Annotated in this window: 18 protein-coding genes; 12 read left to right on the plus strand and 6 right to left on the minus strand. The window is 70.9% G+C overall.

Going from position 1 to position 22,198, the window contains the following annotated elements:
- Nucleotides 1-72: 72 nt before the first annotated feature.
- Nucleotides 73-1,065: an NAD(P)-dependent oxidoreductase gene (locus tag K8612_RS33530; RefSeq protein ID WP_223765222.1), complete on the minus strand. Its 993-nt coding sequence runs from the start codon at nucleotides 1,063-1,065 to the stop codon at nucleotides 73-75.
- Nucleotides 1,066-1,445: 380 nt separating this feature from the next.
- Here K8612_RS33530 and K8612_RS33535 point away from each other — a divergent pair, with 380 nt between their 5' ends.
- The 6 genes from K8612_RS33535 to hemH all read left to right on the plus strand — a co-directional run bounded on the left by K8612_RS33535 (nucleotide 1,446) and on the right by hemH (nucleotide 9,763).
- Entirely contained in the window at nucleotides 1,446-1,778 is a 333-nt protein-coding gene (locus K8612_RS33535; RefSeq protein WP_014394388.1) for an SWIB/MDM2 domain-containing protein, read from the plus strand.
- Between the two features lie 187 nt (nucleotides 1,779-1,965).
- Nucleotides 1,966-5,073, plus strand: a complete 3,108-nt coding sequence (gene treY / locus K8612_RS33540; RefSeq protein WP_223765223.1) for a malto-oligosyltrehalose synthase — start codon at nucleotides 1,966-1,968, stop codon at nucleotides 5,071-5,073.
- Nucleotides 5,070-7,214, plus strand: a complete 2,145-nt coding sequence (glgX, locus tag K8612_RS33545; protein WP_223743727.1) for a glycogen debranching protein GlgX — start codon at nucleotides 5,070-5,072, stop codon at nucleotides 7,212-7,214. The genes treY and glgX overlap by 4 nt, the downstream gene beginning before the upstream one ends.
- A 36-nt stretch (nucleotides 7,215-7,250) precedes the next feature.
- Nucleotides 7,251-8,243: a TerC family protein gene (locus K8612_RS33550; protein WP_223765266.1), complete on the plus strand. Its 993-nt coding sequence runs from the start codon at nucleotides 7,251-7,253 to the stop codon at nucleotides 8,241-8,243.
- A gap of 55 nt (nucleotides 8,244-8,298) precedes the next feature.
- Nucleotides 8,299-8,682, plus strand: a complete 384-nt coding sequence (gene apaG / locus K8612_RS33555; RefSeq protein ID WP_223743728.1) for a Co2+/Mg2+ efflux protein ApaG — start codon at nucleotides 8,299-8,301, stop codon at nucleotides 8,680-8,682.
- A 10-nt stretch (nucleotides 8,683-8,692) separates the two neighbouring features.
- Nucleotides 8,693-9,763 carry a ferrochelatase gene (gene hemH, locus K8612_RS33560; protein WP_223765224.1) on the plus strand — a complete coding sequence of 357 codons (1,071 nt, stop codon included), beginning with the start codon at nucleotides 8,693-8,695 and terminating at the stop codon, nucleotides 9,761-9,763.
- Here the strand turns inward: hemH and K8612_RS33565 are convergent.
- A complete protein-coding gene (locus tag K8612_RS33565; protein ID WP_223765225.1) occupies nucleotides 9,738-10,829 on the minus strand; it encodes a hypothetical protein in 1,092 nt (363 codons plus the stop codon). The genes hemH and K8612_RS33565 overlap by 26 nt on opposite strands.
- Before the next feature lie 303 nt (nucleotides 10,830-11,132).
- Here K8612_RS33565 and K8612_RS33570 point away from each other — a divergent pair, with 303 nt between their 5' ends.
- Nucleotides 11,133-11,828 (plus strand): hypothetical protein, encoded by a 696-nt coding sequence (locus K8612_RS33570; protein ID WP_223765226.1) that lies wholly within the window; start codon nucleotides 11,133-11,135, stop codon nucleotides 11,826-11,828.
- Here K8612_RS33570 and K8612_RS33575 read toward each other — a convergent pair whose 3' ends face one another.
- On the minus strand, nucleotides 11,829-12,794 hold the full coding sequence (locus K8612_RS33575; protein ID WP_223765227.1) for an L-threonylcarbamoyladenylate synthase: 966 nt from the start codon (nucleotides 12,792-12,794) through the stop codon (nucleotides 11,829-11,831).
- 32 nt (nucleotides 12,795-12,826) lie between these two features.
- Between K8612_RS33575 and K8612_RS33580 the strand changes: the two genes are divergently transcribed.
- The 5 genes from K8612_RS33580 (at nucleotide 12,827) to K8612_RS33600 (ending at nucleotide 18,880) form a co-directional block, all read left to right on the plus strand.
- Nucleotides 12,827-14,242: a TIGR01777 family oxidoreductase gene (locus K8612_RS33580; RefSeq protein WP_223765228.1), complete on the plus strand. Its 1,416-nt coding sequence runs from the start codon at nucleotides 12,827-12,829 to the stop codon at nucleotides 14,240-14,242.
- A 72-nt stretch (nucleotides 14,243-14,314) separates the two neighbouring features.
- Nucleotides 14,315-15,241: an ABC transporter ATP-binding protein gene (locus tag K8612_RS33585; RefSeq protein WP_223765229.1), complete on the plus strand. Its 927-nt coding sequence runs from the start codon at nucleotides 14,315-14,317 to the stop codon at nucleotides 15,239-15,241.
- Nucleotides 15,238-15,960, plus strand: a complete 723-nt coding sequence (locus K8612_RS33590; RefSeq protein ID WP_171414595.1) for an ABC transporter permease — start codon at nucleotides 15,238-15,240, stop codon at nucleotides 15,958-15,960. Before K8612_RS33585 ends, K8612_RS33590 begins: the two co-directional genes overlap by 4 nt.
- Nucleotides 15,957-17,828: a Gldg family protein gene (locus tag K8612_RS33595; RefSeq protein ID WP_223765230.1), complete on the plus strand. Its 1,872-nt coding sequence runs from the start codon at nucleotides 15,957-15,959 to the stop codon at nucleotides 17,826-17,828. The genes K8612_RS33590 and K8612_RS33595 overlap by 4 nt, the downstream gene beginning before the upstream one ends.
- Complete coding sequence (locus tag K8612_RS33600; RefSeq protein ID WP_223765231.1) at nucleotides 17,825-18,880, plus strand: hypothetical protein; 1,056 nt, start codon at nucleotides 17,825-17,827, stop codon at nucleotides 18,878-18,880. The genes K8612_RS33595 and K8612_RS33600 overlap by 4 nt, the downstream gene beginning before the upstream one ends.
- Before the next feature lie 4 nt (nucleotides 18,881-18,884).
- On the opposite strand, the gene K8612_RS33605 is transcribed toward K8612_RS33600, so the two are convergent.
- From K8612_RS33605 to K8612_RS33615, 3 genes are read right to left on the minus strand one after another with little or no spacing between them, the layout of a single operon-like run.
- Nucleotides 18,885-19,643: a GvpL/GvpF family gas vesicle protein gene (locus tag K8612_RS33605; protein ID WP_223765232.1), complete on the minus strand. Its 759-nt coding sequence runs from the start codon at nucleotides 19,641-19,643 to the stop codon at nucleotides 18,885-18,887.
- Nucleotides 19,644-19,676: 33 nt separating this feature from the next.
- The gene (locus K8612_RS33610; protein WP_223743737.1) at nucleotides 19,677-20,087 is read right to left on the minus strand and encodes a response regulator; all 411 of its coding nucleotides are present in this window, start codon (nucleotides 20,085-20,087) and stop codon (nucleotides 19,677-19,679) included.
- Nucleotides 20,084-22,198 (minus strand): PAS domain-containing sensor histidine kinase, encoded by a 2,115-nt coding sequence (locus K8612_RS33615; protein WP_223765233.1) that lies wholly within the window; start codon nucleotides 22,196-22,198, stop codon nucleotides 20,084-20,086. Before K8612_RS33615 ends, K8612_RS33610 begins: the two co-directional genes overlap by 4 nt.

Below are 22,198 nucleotides of genomic sequence, written 5' to 3' on the forward strand. Positions count from 1 at the left end.
ATCCTGGAGGGGGTGTGGTCAACGAAAGCGCAAAGGGCCGGGGTGGGCTGCCGGCCCTTTGGGCGCATGGGGCTATAACCAGCCCTGTGCGCGATACCATTCGCCACTGCGGGTGATGGACTCCGCCAGCCCCCGGCGCGGCCGGAAGCCCAGCAGGCGCTCGGCCTTGGCCCCGGAGCAGGTCCAGGCCGGGGCCAGGAGCTGCCGCGCCAGCTTCCGGTTCAGGGGGAGCTTGCGGCCGGTCAGCCGCGTCACCCCGTCCGCCGCCGTGGCCAGGGCGGTCAGCACCGCCGGGGACAGCCGCCAGGTGCGCGTCTGGAAGCCCAGGGCCTTCGCCCCCAGGTCCTGCATCTCCTCCAGGGTCAGCCGCTCCGGGCCGGCGCAGAAGAACGCCTCGCCCAGGGCCTCCGGCTTCTCCGCCAAGACGAGCAGCAGGTCCACCACGTCCTCCACGTCCACCAGGGACAGGGGCCGGGGGCCGCCGGTCAGCTCCAGCCGGATGCCCTTCTTCCCCAGCGTGAAGAAGGTCAGGTTTTCCCGGTCTCCAGGCCCCAGGATGCGCGGCGGGCGGATCACCGTCACCGGCAGCCGGTCCTGGAAGGAGAACGCGATGCGCTCACCCTCCGCCTTGCTCTCGCCGTACCACTCATGCGGGTGGAAGGCGTCCTCCTCCACGTGGGGGCGCTCCGGGGTGGAGGGGCCGTGGGAGGCCAGCGAGCCGCACATCACCAGGCGGGGGCGGGGCTGGGGCAGGGCGGCCATGGCCTCGCAGAGGAGGCGGGTGCCCTGCGCGTTGACGCGCATGAACTCGTCGCGCACCGCGGCGCGGCGGATGCCGGCCAGGTGGAAGACGACGTCCACGCCCTTCACCGCCGGGGCCAGCGAGGCGGGGTCCGTCACGTCGCCCACCACCCGCGTCCAGGGGTGGCCTTCCAGGGCCTTCTCCAACTCGCGGGTGTCCGTGGTGGGGCGCAGCAGGCATGACACCCGGTCGCCGCGCGCGGCCAGCGCCCGAGCGAGCCAGGTCCCCAGGAAGCCACCGGCACCAGTGATGAGGGCATTCATGGACGCTGTTTCATCCGAAAAGCCACATCCCGTCCACCGCCGAAAAGGGCGGGGTCGCGCCCGAGCGGCGGAACGCTCCGGATGCCGACTTTCCGCCTCCGGACGCGCCGCGAGGCACAATCCCCGAGGGAAAACGGCCTCCGGGGCCGGTTTCTGGCGCTCCGGACGCGCCGCGGGGCTTCCATTCCCGAGGGAAGAATGCGCTGCGGGGCCGAGTTCTAGGCTCCGAATCCATTGCTCCGAGGGGCCCCAGAGGGAAAAAGCGCGCGATGGACGCTGTTTTTCGCTCTAGGCCGTGCTACTACGCGCCATCGGCTCTAGCTTGAAGATGCAAGCACGCCGTGCAACGTCCCCTTCGGAGGGGAGGAGACACAAGACGAATGGCCGCCAAGAAAGCCGCTGCGAAGAAGTCTGCCCCTGCTGCCGCGAAGAAGGCCCCTGCCGCGAAGAAGGCCGCGGGCCGTAAGCCGAACGCCGCGTTCATGAAGGAGATGACGCCCTCCGCTGAGCTGGCGGCGATCGTCGGGTCCAAGGCGCTGCCCCGCACCGCGGTGGTCAGCAAGATCTGGGACTACATCAAGAAGAACAACCTCCAGGACGCGAAGAACAAGCGCCAGATCAACGCCGACGACAAGCTCAAGCCCATCTTCGGCGGCAAGAAGAACGTCACCATGTTCGAGATGACCGCGCTGGTGAACAAGCACCTGAGCTGAACGGTGCAGGGCCCGTCGGGGCCGTCGCCGGTCGCCCGAAGGACCCTGGGGGCTCGTCACGCATCGCGCGCGACGGGCCCTCCGCTTTTTCTCCCTCCGCCAACCGCTCGCCCGGAGCGTTGAAAAGGGGGCTAAGGCGCATCTGCCCGCTGGCGGACGCGCCGCGTCGGGCCTACCTCTGGGGCCCATGTTCCACGACAGCCTTGAGGCAGGGGAGCGCTCCGCGCGGCAGGCGGACGCGGATGGCACGCACACGACGGTGGAAGCCCAGGCGGAGGGCCTGTTCGAGCAGGTCCAACGCGAGCTGCAATCGCGCCGCGTCACGCCGCTGTCCACCTACCGGATGCAACTGCACCAGGGCTTCACCTTCCAGCAGGCGAAGGCGCTGGTGCCGTACCTGGCCCGGCTGGGCGTGAGCGACTTCTACGCGTCGCCCTACCTCAAGGCCACGCCCGGCAGCACCCACGGCTACGACTGCGTGGACCACCAACGGCTCAACCCGGAGGTGGGCACGCCCGAGGACCACGCGGCTCTCTGTGACGCCCTGCGCGAGCACGGGCTGGGGCAGGTGCTGGACGTGGTGCCCAACCACATGGGCATCGAGCGGGACAACCGCCTGTGGCTGGACGTGCTGGAGAACGGCCCTTCGTCCATCTACGCGAAGTTCTTCGACGTGGACTGGCGGCCGGTGAAGGACGAGCTGGCGGACAAGGTGCTGCTGCCCATCCTGGGCGACCAGTACGGCATCGTGCTGGAGCGCGGCGAGCTGAAGCTGTCCTACGACGCCGGCGCCTTCCACCTGCACTACTACGACCACCGGCTGCCGGTGGCGCCGCGCCAGTACGCGAGGATCCTCGGGCACGGCCTGGAGCGGCTGGAGAAGCAGTTGGGCGCGGAGTCGCCGCACCTGGTGGAGCTGCTCTCCATCCTGACGGCCCTGGACCACCTGCCGCCGCGCACGGAGGTGAGCACGGCGAAGGTGATTGAGCGGCACCGGGAGAAGGAGGTCATCAAGCGGCGGCTGGGCGCGGTGGTGGCGGACAGCCCGGAGCTGGCGGCGTACGTGGAGGAGAACGTCCGGGTGTTCAACGGCACGCCGGGCAACGTGCGCTCCTTCGACCTGCTGGACGCGCTGCTGCAGAACTGCAGCTACCGGCTGGCGCACTGGCGCGTGGCGGGCGAGGAGATCAACTACCGCCGCTTCTTCGACATCAACGGCCTGGCCGCCATCCGCGTGGAGGACGCGGACGTCTTCCAGGAGGCGCACCAGCTCATCTTCGAGTGGCTGCGCGAGGGGCGCGTCACGGGCCTGCGAATCGACCACCCGGACGGCCTCTTCGACCCCACCGCCTACTTCCTGGACCTGCAGGAGCGCTTCTTCGTGGAGCGCGCGCGGGCGCGCTTCGACGCGGGCCGCGAGGAGGGCGGCGGCGCGCGGTGGCCGGAGGTGGAGGCGCTGTTGCGCGCGAAGTGGCGGCGCGAGGTGATGGACACGCCGGACAGCCCGCTGCGCAAGGCGCTCTTCGTGGCGGTGGAGAAGATTCAAGGTGGCCGTGAGCGCATCCCGGACGCGTGGGCGGTGCACGGCACCACCGGCTACCGCTTCGCCAACGCGGTGAGCGGCCTGTTCGTGCACCCGGCCGCGGAGGCGCACCTGACGGAGACGTACGAGCGCTTCGCGGGCGGCACGCAGGACTTCGCGGAGCTGGTGTACCAGAAGAAGCTGCTCATCATGCGCGTGAGCATGGCCAGCGAAATCAACGTGCTGGCGCACGAGCTCAACCGCATCTCGGAGATGAACCGCCGCACGCGCGACTTCACGCTCAACAGCCTGAGGCGCGCGCTGGTGGAGTTCATCGCGCTGTTCCCCGTCTACCGCACCTACGTGGACGGCTGGCGCGCGGAGCTGGACGTGCGCGACGTGCAGTACATCGAGTGGACCCTCCAGCGCGCCAAGGAGCGCAACACCACCACCAACGCCTCCATCTTCGACTTCCTGCGCGACATCCTCCTGGGCCGCTACCCGGAGCACGTGGGGGACGACGAGAAGGCCGTCATGCTGCGATTCGCCATGAAGCTCCAGCAGGTGACGGGCCCCGTCATGGCCAAGGGCCTGGAGGACACGGTCTTCTACATCTACAACCGGCTGGTGAGCCTCAACGAGGTGGGCGGCGAGCCGGAGCACTTCGGCATGCGCGCCACCACCTTCCACCTGCGCAACCAGGAGCGCGCGGAGCGCTGGCCGGCGAGCATGCTCACCTCCAGCACCCACGACACCAAGCGCAGCGAGGACGTGCGCGCGCGCATCAACGTCCTCACGGAGCTGCCGGAGGCGTGGCGGGAGAAGGTGCGCGCCTGGGCGGACCTCACCCAGGCCTTCGTCAGCCACCTGCCCACGGGCCCCGCGCCGTCGTCCAACGACGTCTACCTCTTCTTCCAGACGGTGGTGGGCGCGTGGCCCATGGGGGATGCGGTGCCCCAGGCCGAGCTCCAGGAGTTCCACCGCCGCGTGCGCGAGTACATGGGCAAGGCCATCAAGGAGGCCAAGGTCCGCACGTCGTGGACCAACCCGGACGGCGCCTACGACGACGCGGTGGCGCGCTTCGTGGACGCGTGCTTCGACCCCGCGAGGAGCCAGGCCTTCCTGGACGACGTGAAGGCCTTCAAGCGCCGCATCGAGCGCGCGGGCCAGCACAACGCGCTGGGGCAACTGCTCCTGAAGCTGGCGTCGCCGGGCGTGGCGGACACGTACCAGGGCTGCGAGCTGTGGGACTTGTCGCTGGTGGATCCGGACAACCGCCGGCCGGTGGACTACGCCCTGCGCGAGCGGCTGCTCACGGCGCTGGACGCCGCGGCGGCGAAGGACCGGCCCGCCCTGTGCGCGCGGCTGTCCCGGGACTTCGACGACGGGCAGGTGAAGCTCTTCGTCCTGGCGGAGGCGCTGCGGCTGCGCCAGCGGTACGCGGACCTGTTCCGCGCCGGCGGCTACGGGGCGCTGGAGCTGTCCGGGCCGCGCTCGCCCGCGGCGGTGGGCTTCGCGCGCACGCACGGTGACAGCGTGCTGATTGCCTGCGCGCCGCGTTACACCCTGGAGGCGCTGGAGTCCGGGGGGCTGGCGCAGGCGTATGACGGCACGTTCCTGAACCTTCCGGAGGCATATGCGGGCATGATGTTCCGCAACGTCTTCACCGGGAACACCGTCCGTCCCCAGCAGGGGCCGGGAGGCGTGGGGCTGGCCCTGGGGCCGCTCCTCGCGGAGTTCCCGGTGGTGCTGCTGGAGAGGAGCACTGGATGAGAAGGGCCGAGGTGCTTCCAGGGAAGCCGTTTCCCCTGGGCGCCACGTACGACGGGAACGGCGTGAACTTCGCCGTGTTCAGTGAGCACGCGAAGAAGGTGGAGGTCTGTCTCTTCGACCCCGCCGACCCGAAGAAGGAGACGCGCCGCTTCCCGTTGCTGGAGACCACGAACCACGTCTGGCACGGCTACATGCCGGGCGTGCACGCCGGCTGTCTGTACGGCCTGCGGGTTCACGGTCCGTATGAACCGAAGAAGGGCCTGCGCTTCAACCCGCACAAGCTCCTGGTGGACCCCTACGCCCGCGCGCTGCACGGGCAGGTGGACCCCAAGGCGCCCATCCACGCGTACGTGCACGGGGGCAAGGAGGAGGACCTGGTCATGGACACGCAGGACGACGCCTGGGGCGTGCCCAAGGCGGTCATCCTGTCGGACGGGTTCGACTGGGAGGGCGACAAGCGGCCGGAGGTCCCCTGGAACAAGACGGTCCTCTATGAGCTGCACGTCAAGGGCTTCACCAAGCTGCACCCGCGCATCCCCGAACACCTGCGCGGCACGTACGCGGGCCTGGCGCACCCGGCCAGCATCGAACACCTGAAGAAGGTGGGCGTGACGAGCGTGGAGCTGCTGCCCATCCACGCCTTCGTGGACGAGCCGTTCCTCACCCAGAAGGGGCGCTCCAACTACTGGGGCTACAACACGCTGGGGTTCTTCGCACCGGACGCGCGCTACTGCGCGTCGGGCTCGCTGGGCGAGCAGGTGGCGGAGTTCAAGGGGATGGTGAAGCTGCTGCACCGCGCGGGCATCGAGGTGATCCTCGACGTGGTCTACAACCACACCTGCGAGGGCAACCACCTGGGGCCCACGCTGTCCTTCAAGGGGCTGGACGCCGGCGCGTACTACCGGCTCAGTGAGAAGGACCCGCGCTACTTCATGGACTTCACCGGGTGCGGCAACTCGTGGAACGCCACGCACCCGTACGCGCTGAAGCTCATCGCGGACAGCCTGCGCTACTGGGTGGAGGTGATGCACGTGGACGGCTTCCGCTTCGACCTGGCGACGACGCTGGGGCGGGACCGGCACGGCTACGACACCCGCGCGGCCTTCTTCCAGATCCTCCACCAGGACCCCGTGCTGAGCCGCGTGAAGCTCATCGCGGAGCCGTGGGACGTGGGGGACTACGGCTACCAGGTGGGCAACTTCCCGGTGCTGTGGAGCGAGTGGAACGGCAAGTACCGCGACACCATGCGCCGCTACTGGAAGGGGGACGACCGGCAGGCGGCGGAGATCGGCTCCCGGCTCACGGGCAGCTCGGACCTGTATGCGCTGTCCGGCCGCAAGCCCACGGCGAGCGTGAACTTCGTCACCGCGCACGACGGCTTCACGCTGCACGACCTGGTGACGTACAGCCAGAAGCACAACGAGGCCAACGGCGAGGACAACCGCGACGGCGCCAATGACAACCACGCCTGGAACTGCGGCGTGGAGGGGGAGACGAACGACCCCAAGGTGAACGCGCTGCGCGAGCAGCAGAAGCGCAACTTCCTGGCGTCCCTCTTCCTGTCGCAGGGCGTGCCCATGCTGGTGGCGGGCGACGAGATGGGCCGCACGCAGAAGGGCAACAACAACGCCTACTGCCAGGACAACGAGCTGTCGTGGGTGAACTGGGAGCTCAACGAGCAGCAGCGCCAGTTGTTGGACTTCACCTCCCGCATCATCAAGCTGCGGCGCGAGCAGCCGGTGCTGTCCAAGCGCCGCTTCTTCCGCGGGGCCCACATCTGGGACAGCGAGCTGAAGGACCTGGCGTGGTTCCGGCCGGACGGCAAGGAGATGAAGCGCGAGGACTGGGAGAAGCCCTACGTGCGCTCCCTGGCCTTCCTGCTGGGAGGCGACGCCATCGCCACGCCGGACGACGAGGGCCACCGCATCGTGGGGGACACGTTGCTGGTGCTGCTCAACGCGCACCACGAGCCCATCACCTTCATGCTGCCCGCGCTGGAGTGGGGCGCGGACTGGGAGCTGGTGGTGGACACCGCGGCGACGGGGGAGTCCCTGCGCACGCACACCCCGGCGGGCGGCAAGGTGCAGGCGGTGGGGCGTTCCCTGGTCGTCTTGCGCCGGCCGGCGACGGAATGGGAGTAGCCGCCGGGGCCGTCCCGGAGTAGGCAGCGGGGCGTGATGACGCACTCGCTCTGGCCCTGGGTGGCCTTCAACGTCTTCGTCCTGGCGATGCTCGCCCTGGACCTGGGGCTGTTCCACCGCAAGGAGCACGCGGTGTCGCCGAAGGAGGCGACGCTGTGGACGCTGGTGTGGGTGAGCATCAGCCTCGCGTTCTGCGGAGGCGTCTGGCACTACGGCGGCAAGGGGCCGGCGCTGGAGTGGCTGACGGCGTACGTCGTGGAGTACGCGCTGTCCGTCGACAACCTCTTCGTCTTCCTGATGGTGTTCGGCTACTTCCGGGTGCCGCCGCAGCACCAGCACCGGGTGCTCTTCTGGGGCATCCTGGGCGCGTTCGTGATGCGCGCGCTGCTCATCGTCGCGGGCACGGCGCTGGTGGCCCGCTTCGAGTGGCTCATCTTCCTGTTCGGCGCGTTCCTCGTCTACACGGCCTCCAAGATGCTGTGGGCCAAGGACGACGAGGACGTGGACCCGGAGGCGGGCTTCATCGTCAGGATGTCCCGGCGCCTGCTGCCGGTGTCGCGCCAGGGCGAGGGCAGCCGCTTCTTCGTCCACGAGGACGGCCGGCGCAAGGTGACGCCGCTGTTCATCGTGTTGCTGGTGGTGGAGGCCACGGACCTGCTCTTCGCCATGGACTCCATCCCGGCGGTGCTGGGCATCAGCAAGGACCCGTTCATCATCTACACGTCCAACGTCTGCGCCATCCTGGGCCTGCGCTCGCTCTTCTTCGTCGTCTCCAGCCTGATGGAGAAGTTCCACCTGCTGAAGGTCGCGCTGGGCGTCATCCTGGCCTTCGTGGGCGTGAAGATGCTCATCGAGCACTGGTTCAAGATCCCCATCGGCATCTCGCTGGCGGTGATTGCCGGGTGCCTGCTGGTGGCCATCCTGGCGTCGCTGGTGTTCCCCAAGCCCCCGGAGGCGGAGGGGTCCACCCCGGTGGCGGACGCGGACAAGGCCCCGGACGCGCCGGCCCGGGAGCAGGAGCGCGGCTGAGGAAGGCCCTGCGTTTCGCTTGCATCGGGCGGGAGTCGCTGCCAAGTCTCCCGCCATGTCCACCGCCACCACCGACGGCATCCGCGTCACCGTGGAGCCGACCTTCTGGCCGGAGCGCAGCACGCCCGAGGCCGGGCAGTTCGCCTTCATGTACAAGGTGGTGCTCCTCAACGAGGGCACCGTCCCGGCGCAGCTCCGGTCCCGGCATTGGATCATCACCGACGCCCAGGGCCACATCGACGAGGTGAAGGGCGAGGGCGTGGTCGGCCGTCAGCCGCACCTCAAGCCGGGCGAGCGGTTCGAGTACACGAGCTGGGCGATGCTGAAGACGCCCTTCGGCACCATGCGCGGCGGCTACGAGATGGAGCGCCCGGACGGCACGCGCTTCGAGGCGCGCATCGCCGAGTTCGCGCTCACGCTGCCTCACGCGCTGCACTGAGGCCTCGCACATGCCTGTGCCGACCACGAAGCGGGGACTGCTGCTCGTCAACCTGGGGACGCCGGACGCGCCCGAGCCCGGGCCGGTGCGCCGCTACCTGCGCGAGTTCCTCAACGACCCGCGCGTCATCGACATCAACCCGGTGGGGCGCTGGTTCCTGCTGAACCTCATCATCCTGCCCTTCCGCCCCGCGAAGAGCGCGGAGGCGTACCGCAAGGTGTGGATGCAGGAGGGCTCGCCGCTGCTCGTGTACAGCCGCGCGCTGGAGGCGCGGGTGCGGGAGCGGCTGGGGGACGACTACGAGGTGGAGCTGGCCATGCGCTACGGCAACCCGTCGCTGCCGGACGCCATCGCGCGGCTGAAGGCGAAGGGCGTGTCGGAGTTCACGGTGCTGCCGCTGTACCCGCATGAGGCGGCGTCGTCCTCCGCGTCGTCGCTGGCGCGGGCCTACGAGGTGCTGGCGGAGGGCTGGGACGTCCCCAACGTGCGCGCGGTGCCGGCCTTCTGGGACGACGCGGGCTTCCTGGACGCGTTCGCGGCGGTGGCGCGGCCGGTGATTGCCGACACGCGCGCGGACCACGTGCTGTTCAGCTTCCACGGGCTGCCGGAGCGGCACATGCGCAAGAGCGACCCGACGGGGAGTCACTGCCTGGCGTCCGCGGGCTGCTGTGACGCCATCACGGCGGAGAACCGGCACTGCTACCGCGCGCAGTGCTTCGCGACGGCGCGGATGCTGGCCCAGCGGCTGGGGCTGCCGGAGGGCGGCTACACGGTGTCCTTCCAGTCGCGGCTGGGGCGCACGCCGTGGGTGAAGCCGTACACGGACCTGGTGCTGCCGGAGCTGGCGGCGAAGGGCGTGAAGCGGCTGGCGGTGATGTGCCCGGCCTTCGTGGCGGACTGCCTGGAGACGCTGGAGGAGATTGGCCTGCGCGCGAAGGAGCAGTTCGTGGAGGCGGGCGGCGAGTCGCTGACGCTGGTGCCGTCCCTCAACGCCCACCCGGAGTGGGTGGACGCTGTGGTGCGGCTGGTGCGCGCTTCGGACGGCCCGGCCCCTGCTACGGCGCGGGCGGAGTCGCGGTAGTCGCGGGCGTTTCCTGAGCCTGGGGAGCCTGCGGGGCCTGGGGCGCGCTGACGGGCGTGATGCGGGCCTGGTAGGTGCCCGCGGGCAGGTTCACGGCGGGCTGCGCGGGGCCGTTGAGGGAGGTGGACAGGGTGCCCTCCCAGGAGCGCCACTGGCCGGCCTTCACCAGGAACTCGCCCTTGCCGGTGACCTTCACGGTGGCGCCCAGCTCGGTGCCCGGCGGCGGGGCGGCGGGGGCGGGGGGCGCGTCGTCCAGCTCGTTGGGGACCTCGATGGCGGCGTTCTCGGGGTCGGCTTGGGGCGCGCCCTTGTCCTTCTTGGGGAGGGTGGCGCGGGGGGCGCTGAGGGTGCCGCCGAACTGCTCCACGAGGTCGTACTCGAGCGTGGCCACCTGCTCGCCGTTGTCGCCCGGGGTGACGGAGACGAGCTTCACGCGGTTGTGGCGCTCGCCGCCGGGGGCGCGGCGGAAGAGGGTGCCCAGGGCGTCCGGCGTGGTGAGCTCGGTGCCCAGGGACCACGTCTCGCCGGGGCGCACGGGGTCGCGCGGCAGCTCCAGCACCAGCGTGGCCAGGTTGCGCGCGGGGCCCTGGAGCCCGTCGATGATGAAGCCGCGGTCGCTGAAGGTGGCGTCCTCGGGCGCGCCGGAGTTGGGCGTCACGCGCAGTTGGCGCTCCCCGTTCTTGTCCAGTTGGAGCACGTACGTGTACTCGGTGGGGACGGAGGCCCTGGCGGCGGCGGGGGCCTGAGGCTCGGTGGGGGCGGCCTTGGCGCCCTTCTTCTTGTCGGCCTTGGCGGGCTTCTCCGCCGGGGCGGACTCCAGGGCGGGCGCGTTGCGGTCCAGGGCGAGGTTGACGCGGAAGGAGATGGGCGCGTCCTGGACGAGCTTCCAGCGCAGCACGACGGCGTCCTTGGGGACGGCGGGCGCCTTGGGAGTGGGAGCGGCCTCCTCGGGCTCGGGCGCGGTGGCTCCCGGCGGGCGCGGGATGGGCTCCAGCTTGCCCGGCGCCTCCTGCTTGCAGGCGGTGAACGCGAGGGCGACGAGCAGACCGGACAGACTTCGCTTCACGGGGACACTCCTGGGTGACGGTCGCGGGATAGCGGAGCGGACGGCGGTTGTAAAAGGGAGAACGGGCCTTGACGCGCCCCGCCGGAGTCAGCGCTTCCAGTCTGGCGGACGTCCACTCCCCCTCCGAGAGGAGCAAGCCTGGGCGAGCAGGCCCCCTGGCCGCAAGCCCCCTGGGGCGTTGGAGGACCCAGCTTCCGGCTCCCCACCGTATTCCTCTATGTCCGCACCTCGCGAAGCGCGGGGGATGCCTGCGATTGGGGGCCTCCATGGGGCGAGGCCCGTGGCTTGGAATGGAGCGGCGAGATGAAGCTCAAGGCATTGGGGCTGTGGGTGGTGCTGGGGGTGTCGGCGGGGTGTGCGTCGGGGAAGCCCACCGCGCTGGAGCGGCGGCAGGCGGTTCGTGACTCGCTGGACAAGACCTACCGGAGCACGGAGGGCTTCCAGGCGGCCCGTTGGGGGATGACGCTGGAGGAGGTGCGCGCGGCGCTGCCCGAGGCGAGCGTGGGGCCGGATGGAACGCTGCGGATGCAGACGACCATCGCGGAGGTGCCGGCGGAGGTGGCGCTCGGATTCCTGGACAACCGGCTGGCGGCGGTGGACGTGTTCTTCGCGGACGTGGCGGATCCGCGCACGTTCCACTCGCTGATGCAGGACCTGCTCACGCGCAAGTATGGCGAGCCGAAGAAGCGCATTGACGTGGCGCGAGAGCTTCAGTGGAAGAAGCTGCCCATCCGCTTCGCCGCGGACCTGATGCCCGTGCAGGAGGTGGAGGCCGCCGCGACCGTCCAGACGACGGAGAGCGCGTTGGCCCAGGGGCGGCCCAAGCTGATCAACCGGTGGACCACGCTGGAGAGCCACGTGAACCTGACGCAGTGGTCCCTGCCGTCCCGGAGCGTCGTGGCCATCCAGTACGAGTCCGCGAAGTACGCGCCCAAGCGCGCGGACCTCATCGGGCGCTACAGCACGAAGGCACGGCAGGACCTGGTGAAGGAGCTCTGATCAGTGAGCGCGGGGCGCCGCCGCGCGGGACAGCCGGTCTCGCACGGCGATGCCCAGGCCGCTCGCGGCGGGCAGACAGGCCACGAGCACGTCGTGGCCCTGTTCGTCGGCTTCACGTAGCCGCGCATAGAGAACGCGTGCGGCCTGCGCGGGTTCTCCCGGCACGTCGAAGCGCTGCACATCTTCAGGCAATGACAGTGACGCGGGGCCCAGCACTCCGACTCGCAATCCCTGTGCTCGCAGGGCTTCCACCCGCTGCACTGCTTCACCCGCCTCCGCGAGCACCACGCCCGCCCTGGGCGCGTAGTGTGACTCCAGCGAACCCGAGACGCGCACCGTGGTCGACGTGCGCACCGGCACCGTGCGCCCCAGCACCCGCTCGATGTCCTCTGTCGCCAGACCTCCGGGCCTGAGGATCGCGGGGGCTCCGGAGGACAGGTCCACGATGGTTGACTCCACGCCCACCGTGGACGGACCTCCGTCCAGCACCAGGTCCACGTCGCTGCCCAGGTCTCGCTGGACGTGCTCCGCCGTCGTCGGGCTCACCCGTCCGAAGCGGTTGGCGCTGGGGGCCGCCACGCCGCCTCCCAGCCGCTGGAGCACCTCCATGGCCACGGAGTGTCCCGGCACTCTCAGGGCCACCGTGTCCTGGCCTCCCGTCACCGCGTCCGTGGCCTTCGACGTGCGCTTCAGCACCAGGGTCAGCGGCCCCGGCCAGAAGGCCTTCGCCAGCGCCTTCGCTTCGTCCGGTACCTCACGGGCCCACTCGGACAGGTGCTCCGCTCCGGGGATGTGGACGATGAGCGGGTGGTTCGCTGGCCGACCCTTGATGGCGAAGACGCGGCGCACCGCCAGCTCGTCCTCGGCGTTGGCCGCGAGGCCGTAGACCGTCTCTGTTGGCAGGGCGATGACACCGCCGCGTCGCAGCAATTCGACTGCACGGTCGAGGAGGTCGGGAGTAAGCATGCTCGGTTCGCACTGTCTCCCCTGGAGAAACCATGGGCAAGCCACACGTTTTCGAAGCGCACAGCCAGATGCCGGTTCCCGCCGCCGACCTCTTCTCCTGGCACACCCGCGAGGGGGCCTTCGAACGCCTGTCACCTCCCTGGGAGACCGCGGAGGTCATCGACCGCTCCGGCGACGGCATCCGTCCCGGCGCCCGCGTCGTCGTGAAGCTCCACCTGGGCCCCATCCCCCAGCGCATGGTCGCCGAGCACACCGCCTACGTGGAGGGCTCCTCCTTCCAGGACACCCAGCGTGAAGGCCCGTTCGCCAAGTGGATCCATGACCACCGCATGAACCCCTCGGGCCCCCAGGCCTCCATCCTGGATGACCACATCCAGTACGAGCTGCCCGTGGGCACGCTCGGGGACACCTTCGGCGGTGGCTATGCGCGCAAGCGTCTGGAGCGCATGTTCGCGTACCGCCACACGCTCACCCGCGCGGACCTGCGCCGCCATGCGCGGTTCGCATCCCAGGGCCCGCTCACCGTGGCCATCGGCGGCGCGTCCGGCATGCTCGGCTCCGCGCTGTCGTCGTTCCTCACCACCGGCGGCCACCGCGTGAAGCGGTTGGTGCGCGGCCGCGCGAACCCGGCGCGCGGGGACATCTCCTGGGCTCCCGACAAGGGCACCATCGACGCCGCGGGCCTGGAGGGCGTGGACGCCGTGGTGCACCTGTCCGGCGCCAACGTGGGCGAAGGCCGTTGGACCGACGAGCGCAAGCAGGAGATCCTCAAGAGCCGCACCGAGAGCACCCGCCTGCTCTGCGAGACGCTGGCCCGCGCCACCCGCAAGCCGCGCGTGCTCATCTGCGCCTCCGCCGTGGGCTACTACGGCAGCCGGGGCGAGGAGGAGGTCACCGAGACGTCCTCCTCCGGTGACGGCTTCCTCGCGGACGTCACGCGCCAGTGGGAGGCCTCCACCAAGGCCGCCGAGGACGCGGGCATCCGCGTGGTGCACCTGCGCATCGGCGTGGTGCTGGACGCGCGCGGCGGGGCGCTCGCGAAGCTGGCGCTCGCGACCCAGGCGGGCGGCGGCGGGCCCGTGGGCTCCGGACGCCAGTGGCTGAGCTGGGTGTCCCTGGAGGACGTGCTGGGGCTCATCCAGTTCGCCCTCTTCACCCCGTCCATCCAGGGCGCCCTCAACGCCGTGTCCCCGAACGCGGTGCGACAGGGCGAGCTGGCGAAGGTGCTGGGCAAGGTGCTGCACCGTCCCGCCGTCTTCCCGCTGCCCGCCGCCGTGGTGAAGACCGTCTTCGGGCAGATGGGCGAGGAGACCCTCCTGTCCAGCACCCACGCCCTGCCCACGGTCGCGCAGGCGAAGGGCTTCTCCTTCCTCCTGCCCGGCCTGGAGGAGGCGCTGCGCTTCACCCTGGGGCGGACCACGGACGGCGCGGAATACCGCCACGGATAGGCCCCGTGCTTGACACTCCTCGGGAGGGGCGACAGAAGTGCGCCGCTTCCCCCCTCGCTTCGAGGAGTCCTGATGATCCAGGTCGAAGGGCTGACGAAGTTCTACGGCGAGCACGCGGCCATCCGGGACCTGGCCTTCACCATCGGCCAGGGCGAGGTCATCGGCTTCCTGGGCCTCAATGGCGCCGGCAAGTCGACGACGCTCAAGATTCTGGGGTGCGTGCTGCTGCCCACCTCGGGCCGCGTCGTCATCGACGGGCACGACGTGGTGAGCCAGTCCCACGAGGTGCGCCAGCGCATCGGCTACCTGCCGGACGTGCCCCCCGTCTACGAGGAGATGACGGTGGGCGAATACCTCGCCTACGTCGCCCGGCTGCGCGACGTGCCCGCGAAGGCCACCGCGTCCCACGTCGGTGAAGCCGAGGAGAAGACCGGCCTGCGCGACGTGCACGGCGAGGTCATCTCCACGCTCAGCCACGGCTACCGTCAGCGCGTGGGGCTGGCGCAGGCGCTGGTGCACAAGCCCGCGCTGCTCATCCTGGACGAGCCGACCAGCGGCCTGGATCCGCTCCAAATCGTGGAGATGCGCGACGTCATCCGCAGCCTCAAGGGCGCGCACACGGTGCTGGTGTCCAGCCACATCCTCCCGGAGATTTCCCAGACGTGCGACCGGCTGCTCATCATCCACAAGGGCACGCTGCTGGCGCAGGGCAGTGAGGAGGAGCTGTCTCGAAGCCTGGGCGGCCCGTCCATCGTGCTGGAGGTGCGGGGCGACCGGGCCCGGGCGCTCGAAGCGCTCCAGGGGTTCGGCGCGGTGGAGGTGCGGGAAGGGGCGGGCGGCGTGCTGGCCCTGAAGGTCGCGGCGGCGCCGGATCTGCGGCCCCAGGTGGCGCGGGCGGTGGTGGGCGCGGGCCTGGAGTTGTTGCGATTGGACGCGAACGAGGGGCAACTGGAGGCGCTGTTCCTGCGCCTGACGCACGGGCAGGAGGTGAAGGCGTGAAGGCGCTCCTGATTGCGCGCCGCGAGCTGGCCGGCTACCTGCGCACGCTCAGCGGCTACGTCATCCTGGCCATCATCCTCGCGGTGAACGGGCTGTTCTTCAACGCGTACGCCCTGGGCGGCGCGAGCAAGCGCTCCGCGGAGGTGCTGTCCGGCTTCTTCTACTACTCCAGCGGCTTCACCATCGTGGCGGCCATCCTGGTGTCCATGCGGCTGCTCGCGGAGGAGCGCCAGACGGGCACGCTGCCGCTCTTGTACGCGTCGCCGGTGCGGGACCGGGACATCGTGCTGGGCAAGTTCCTGGCGGGGCTCGCGTTCCTGGCGCTGTACCTGCTGCTCACGCTCTACATGCCGCTGCTGGTGCTGGTGAACGGCAAGGTGTCCTTCGGGCACGTGGCGGCGGGCTACCTGGGGTTGCTGCTCCTGGGCAGCGCATCGCTCGCGGTGGGGACGTTCGGGTCGTCGCTCGCGAAGAACCAACTGCTCGCGGCCATCTTCTCCGCGGTGATGCTGGTGGCGCTCATCCTCTGCTGGCTGCTGGCGCGCATCACCGAGCAGCCGCTGTCCGACGTCTTCAGCGCGATGTCGCTGTGGAACCAGCACTTCCCTCCGTTCCAGGCCGGGCTCATCCACGTGCGGGACGTCGTCTACTACCTGGTGGTCACCTATGTGGCGCTGTTCGCGGCCACGCGGGTGCTGGAAGCGCGGAGGTGGCGATGAGCACGCCGGTTGCTTTCGGGACGGGGCTCGCCGCGACGGGGGCGTTCGTCGCGGGGCTCGTGGCGGTGTTCCTCGCGGAGCGCGTGCTGGGCGTGGGCTCCGGCCGCGTGGCGCTGGCGGCGCTGGGCACCGCCGGGGTCGTGGCCGCGACGGCGTGGCGCGCGGTGCGGATGATCTCCGCGCCCTCGGACCGGCGCGCGCTGGAGCGGTGGGTGCTCACGCTGTACGTCGTGGGGCTGGCCGCGCTGGTGCTCTACTTCGTGAAGGGGGACGTGGGGACGGCGCTCCTTGGTGAGCCGCTGTCGCGTGCGTCGCCCCGGCTGTCGGTGGTGCTGGCGGTGCTGTTCCCGGCGCTGATGCTGTGCGCGCTCGTGCCGCTGGTGATGGTGGAGGCCGCGCTCGTGGCCATGGCGCGGGCGCCCGTGCCGGAGACGGGCCGGGTGAAGAGCGCGCTGTTCTCCGGTCTGGGCATGGCGTTCGTCATCGTGTTCGCGTTCGCGGCGACGTACGTGGCCACGCAGGCGGACGCGACCTGGGACCTGTCGTACTTCCGGACCGCGAAGCCGGGCGATGCGACGCGCAAGCTGGTGCGCGGTCTCAACGAACCCCTGCAGGTGACGCTCTTCTTCCCGCCCGCCAACGAGGTGGGCGAGGCGGTGCGGCAGTACTTCCGCGACCTGGAGCCGGAGAGCCCGCAGTTGGGCGTGGAGGCGTTGGACCAGGCGGTGGAGCCCGCGCGCGGCAAGGCCCTGGGTGTCAGCAACAACGGCTCCGTGGTGCTGGCGCGGGGGGACCGCAAGGAGATCCTGACGCTGGGATTGGATCCCGAGCGTGCGCGCGGGCAGCTCCAGCGGCTGGACGCGGAGGTGCAGCGGCGGCTCTTGGCGGTGGCGAAGCCCCGGCGCATCGTCTACCTCACGGGCGGCCATGGAGAGCGCGCCGACACGCGGCCCGTTCCGGGTGAGGCGGCCCGGCCGTCGGTGGCGCAGTTCAAGGAGTTGCTGCGCGCGCAGAACGTGGACGTGCGCACGCTCACGGTGGCGGAGGGGTTGGGGTCGGCGGTGCCGGCCGACGCGGCGATGGTGGCGGTGTTGGGGCCCACGCGGGAGCTGCTTCCGGAGGAGGCCGCCGCGCTGCGCGAGTACTGGGAGCGGGGAGGGCGGTTGTGGATCGCGCTGGAGCCGGATGGCGCGGCGCTGGAGCCGCTGCTCCAGCCGATGGGGCTCAAGTCGCTGCGTGTGCCGCTGGCGAATGACCGGGTGTACTTCCGCACCACGCGTCAGCAGAGCGACCGGGGCAACCTGGGCACGGCGAGCTTCTCCTCGCACCCGTCGGTGACGTCGTTGTCCGCGCTGGGGTCGCAGGGCGCGGTGGCGTTCATGGGGGCGACGGCGATGGAGACGCTGAGCCCGCCCGTGCCCGGCGTGCTGCTGGACACGAGCGTGCGCGCGCACGCGGAGACGTTCGCGGACCGCAACGGAGACTTCGAACCGGAGCCGGGCGAGGTCACCAAGGCGTGGCCGCTGGTGGTGGCGGTGGAGCGGCCGGCGGGGGAGGGGAAGCCCGCTTCGCGCGCGGTGGTGATGGCGGACGCGGACGCGCTGGGGGACGGCATCCTGGGCAACGTGGGCAATGCGTATCTCGCGGTGGACACGCTGCGCTGGCTCTCCGGCGAGGAGGCGCTCTCCGGCGTGACGACGAGCGAGGAGGACGTGCCGTTGCAGCACACCCGCTCGCAGGACGTCATGTGGTTCTACGCGACGGTCTTCGGGGTGCCGGTGGCGGTGCTGGCGGTGGGCTTCTTCGTGACGCGGCGGCGCGGACGGCGTGCGCCCCGGAGCACCGCGGTGGCGGGAGGTGCGCGATGAAAGCGCGCGACGTGGCGGTGCAGGGCGTGCTGGCGGGCGTGGCGCTCGTGGCCGCGTTCTTCGTGTGGCAGCGTGAGCCTTCTCGCGCACCGGGCGAGGTGACGGTGGAGGACGCGCAGGCGAGCGCGCTCGACCGCATCCGGTACGACGAGGAGACGCGCTTCGTGGAGCTGTTCCGCGACCCCCAGGACCGCGACACCATCTGGGTCCGCCTGGGCAACAAGCCCGTGAAGCCGGGGGCAGAAGCTGGAACGACGGATGGCGGTGTGGCGCAGCCCGGCCTGACAGACGCTGGGACGGATGCGGGTTCCATCGCCGCGGCGAGCCCTACCCCCGTGCCTCCTCCCCGCGAGCTGCGCGGCAATGACGTGGCGCTGAAGCTGTTCTCCCGCTTTGCTCCGCTGCGCGCGCAGCGGGACCTGGGCGTCCTGGACGACAAGAAGCTGGACGAAATCGGCCTCGCGAAGACGGAGCGCGGTCTGACGCTCGTGCTGGACGGGACGCCGAAGACGTTCCGGATCGCCACGCCCGCTTCGGGCTGGGGCGCCCCCTACCTCCAGCGCGCTTCCGATGGGCACGTCTTCTTTCTCGGCCCCGGACTGCTGCCGGACCTGGAGGCCGCGTCCAGCCGGCTCGTGGACCGGCGCCTGCACACCTTCGACGTGGACGGCTTCGACCGCGTCGTCATCTCCACCGGCACCACGTCCCGCGCCTTCGTCGCCAGCGGCAAACCGCCAGGCGCCGTGCAACTGTCGCCCGTGGACGCCCCCGGCACCCCGGATGACTTCGCCCGCAACTGGCATGACCGCCTGTGGCGCCTCACCCCCGTGGAGCTGCTGGGCCGGGGCGAAGCTCCTCCGGGCCCGGCCCCCACGCCCGCCTTCCGCGTGGAGTACCAGCGCGGCGGCAAGGCCGTGGGCGAGCTCTCCATGGCGAAGACGCCCGACGGCTCGTGGTACGCGCGCACGGAGTTCACCCCCGGCTGGGCCCGCATGGGCGGCGGCCTGGAGCTCCTGGCCGAGGACGCCGCGAAGCTCACCGCGCCGCGCTAGGGGCTCACGGCGCGGTGGACGCCGGCTCCAGGTCCAGCCGCACGTCCACGAAGCTGTAGGCCGGCCACGGCCCCGTGAACCGGAACGTGTACGCGTCCAGCCGCGCCACCAGCGACTGCACCCGCGCCTCGAACGCGGCCACCCGCGTGCGGTCCACCAGCCAGGCCGCGTTGAGCATCATCCGCTCACCCAGCGGCGGCGCTTCGTGCGTCGCCTCCGCCAGCGGACGCAGGCCCGCCCTCAGCCCGTCCAGGTCCTTCCGGATGCGGTCGTGCAGCGCCGCCTCCAGCCGCGCCTCGTGGTCCTCCTCGAGCTCCGCCGGGCCGCGCGCCAGCTCCGGCCGCGCCTCCTGCAACTCTCGCGTCAGCGCGTCGCCGTGGCAGTACACCTTCAGCCCCAGCTCCACCCGGCCCTCCAGCTCGGACAGCGCCCGGCTCAGCGGCGCGCGCGCCACGCGCAACAGCTCCCGCACGCGCTCCTCCGACGGCAGCACCGTCCCGAAGGCCACCGGCACCAGCGTGTGCTCGCGCACCACGGCCTCCGTGACGCGCTGGTGCATCAGCAGGTTCGCCCGCGTGGGCACCACCCGCGGGCCCGTGACGTCGGACACCAGCGCCGCGAGGCCTCCCTCTCGCACCCGCCGCACCGGCGCCTCCCCCAGCCCCGCGAGGTCCTGCTCCCCTCCGCCGTCCTCGCGCACGATGCCGTAGAGATAGTGCGCCCGTGCCTCGCGCGAGGACTCCGCCTGGGTCTTCGTCGTCATGACGTGCCCCCTGCCTCCGTGCAGCCGCCCGCTTCAGCGCGTGGATGCCGCGTCACGCCGCGCAATCATCTTCTTCACCTGGTCCACCAGCGCGTCCGGCAGACACGGCTTGGTGACGTACGCATCACACCCGGCCTCGTTCGCGTCCTCCGAGTGGCCCTTCAGCGCATGCCCCGTGAGCGCCACCACCGGGATGCCCTTCGTGCGCGCGTCGCCCTTCAGCCGGCGCGTCGCCTCCCAGCCGTCCATCACCGGCAGCGACAGGTCCATCAGGATGACGTCCGGCACCAGCTCGAAGGCCTTGTCCAACGCCTCCTGGCCGTTCTTCGCCTCCGCCACGCGGAAGCCCGAGAACTCCAGGTACTCCGCGTACATCTCCCGGGCATCCTGGTAGTCGTCCACCACCAGCACGAGCGGCTTTGTCTTTTCCGGGGTGTTCGTCATGTCCGTCTCGCACGTCTTGGAAAGTGCAGGGTGAAGGTCGAACCCTGGCCCGGAGCGCTCTGGAGGGAGACGCGTCCCCCCAGCATCTCGGCCAGGCGGCGGCAGATGGACAGGCCCAGGCCCGTTCCCCCATAGGCACGCGTGGGAGAGCTGTCCACCTGCTGGAAGTCCTCGAAGATCTTCTCCTGGTTCGACACGTCGATTCCGATGCCTGTGTCCTTCACCGAGATGGCCACGGTGCCGGTGGCGTTCTGATACTCCGCCGCGATGTGCACGCCGCCCTCGTGCGTGAACTTCAGCGCGTTGGACAACAGGTTGAGGACGATCTGCTTCACCTTCTGTCGGTCGCTCCACACCCCCGGCAGCCCCTCATCCAGGCGCGTCTCCACCGTCAGCTTGCTGCGCGCGATGATGGGGTCCATCTCCGCCATCACCTCCTGGATGAGCTCCGGGATGCCGAAGTCCGACAGGTGCAGCGGCATCCGCCCCGCCTCGATGCGGGTGATGTCCAATATCTCGTTGATGACCTCCAGCAGGTGCCGCCCGTTGGAGTCGATGCGCGTGAGGTTCCTGCGCTGCGGCGGCGTCATCTCCCCGGACACGCCCTGCAGGAGCATGTTCGTGTAGCCGAGGATGGCGTTGAGCGGCGTGCGGAACTCATGCGACATGTTGGCCAAAAACTGCGACTTGGCCGCGCTCGCCTGCTCCAACTGGATGGCCTGCTGGCGCAGCAGCTCGTTCTGCTCCGCCAGCTCCGCGGTGGCGGACTGCACGCGCGCCTCCAGCTCGCTGGAGACCTCCTTCACGCGCTCCAACAGCCGCGCCCGCTCCAGCACCTCCGTGCGGTCGTGGAACACGGTGACGATGCCCGTCAGCTCGCCCCCGTCGCCCAGCACCTTGTTGGCCATGGCCTCCATGGGCACGGGCGCGCCGGTGGCCGGGTCGTCCAGCGTCAACTGGCTCTTCCAGCGGGACACGCCCGCGTTCACCGGCCCCAGCAGGTTCGCGAGGAAGGACGCGAAGAGCGCGTCGTTGGCGCGCACCCGGCGCAGCGTGGCCTCGCCGCCGGCGCCCTCTTCGTGAGGCCAGGCGAAGAGGCGCTCGGCCGGGTCGTTCATCATCACCATGCCGCCCGCGGGGTCGGTCAGGATGATGGGGTCCGCCACCGAGTCCAGCACCCGGTCCAGGCGGTGGCGCTCGCTCCGGGCCTCGCGCTCCGTGGCGCGCAGTTGCCGGTAGCTCTCCCCCAGCGCCTGCGTGGCGCGGCCCAGGTCCGTCAGGTTGCGCAGCACGCTCACCACCACGGACGGACCGTCCGGGGCCAGCACCGGGGTGGTGGCCAGCTCGAAGAGCAGGTCCATGCCCTCCAGCGGATCCACCAGCGACACCTCGCGCCGGTGCACGGACGTGCCGCCCTGCGCGAGCGTCTCCCGGAACAGGCGCTGGTTGAGCTCCACGGCGCGCGTGCGGCCGGGGCTCGCGTCCGGGCCCGCCACCAGCAGCGCTTCCGCGCGGGCGTTGGCGAAGAGCAGCGTGCCGTCCGTGTCCGTGAGCAGCACCGGATCCGACACCGCGTTGATGACCCGGCGAAGCAACCGGTCCGGCTCCGGGCGGCGCGGCGCGCGCGCATCCGAGGCCAGTTGCCGGGCCAGGAGCGGCCCCGCGCACGACGCCACCCACGCCACGTCCTCCGGCACCGCCGGTCCAGGCAGCCCCACCACCAGCAGCGCGGCCGCGGGCGCTCCGGCGCGGCCCAGCGGCACCGCGAAGAACCCGCCCGGCATCACCGCGCCCTCCACCGCGTCCGCCGCCAGCCCCCGCGCCCCGGGCCGGTTGCGGAAGCCCGCGAGCGGCGAACCCTGCGCGTCCCACGCCCGGGCCAGCGCGGCCTGCTGCGCCCCGGTCAGCCCTTCGCTGGCCAGGCACGCGGACGCCCCCGCGCCATCCCCCGGCCCGACACAGGCGGCGGGCACGCCATGTCTGCGCGCGAGCCACTCCACGACCGCGCGCGCACAGGCGACGGCGGACTCGCAGGCGAGCAGGTGCTCGGCGAGCACGAGGCGCGCCCCGGGATCGGCTTCGGCGGGGGGCAGCGGGGCTGGGGACGCCAC

Source organism: Corallococcus sp. AS-1-6 (genome assembly GCF_020037015.1).
In the GTDB taxonomy this organism is placed as follows: Bacteria; Myxococcota; Myxococcia; order Myxococcales; family Myxococcaceae; genus Corallococcus.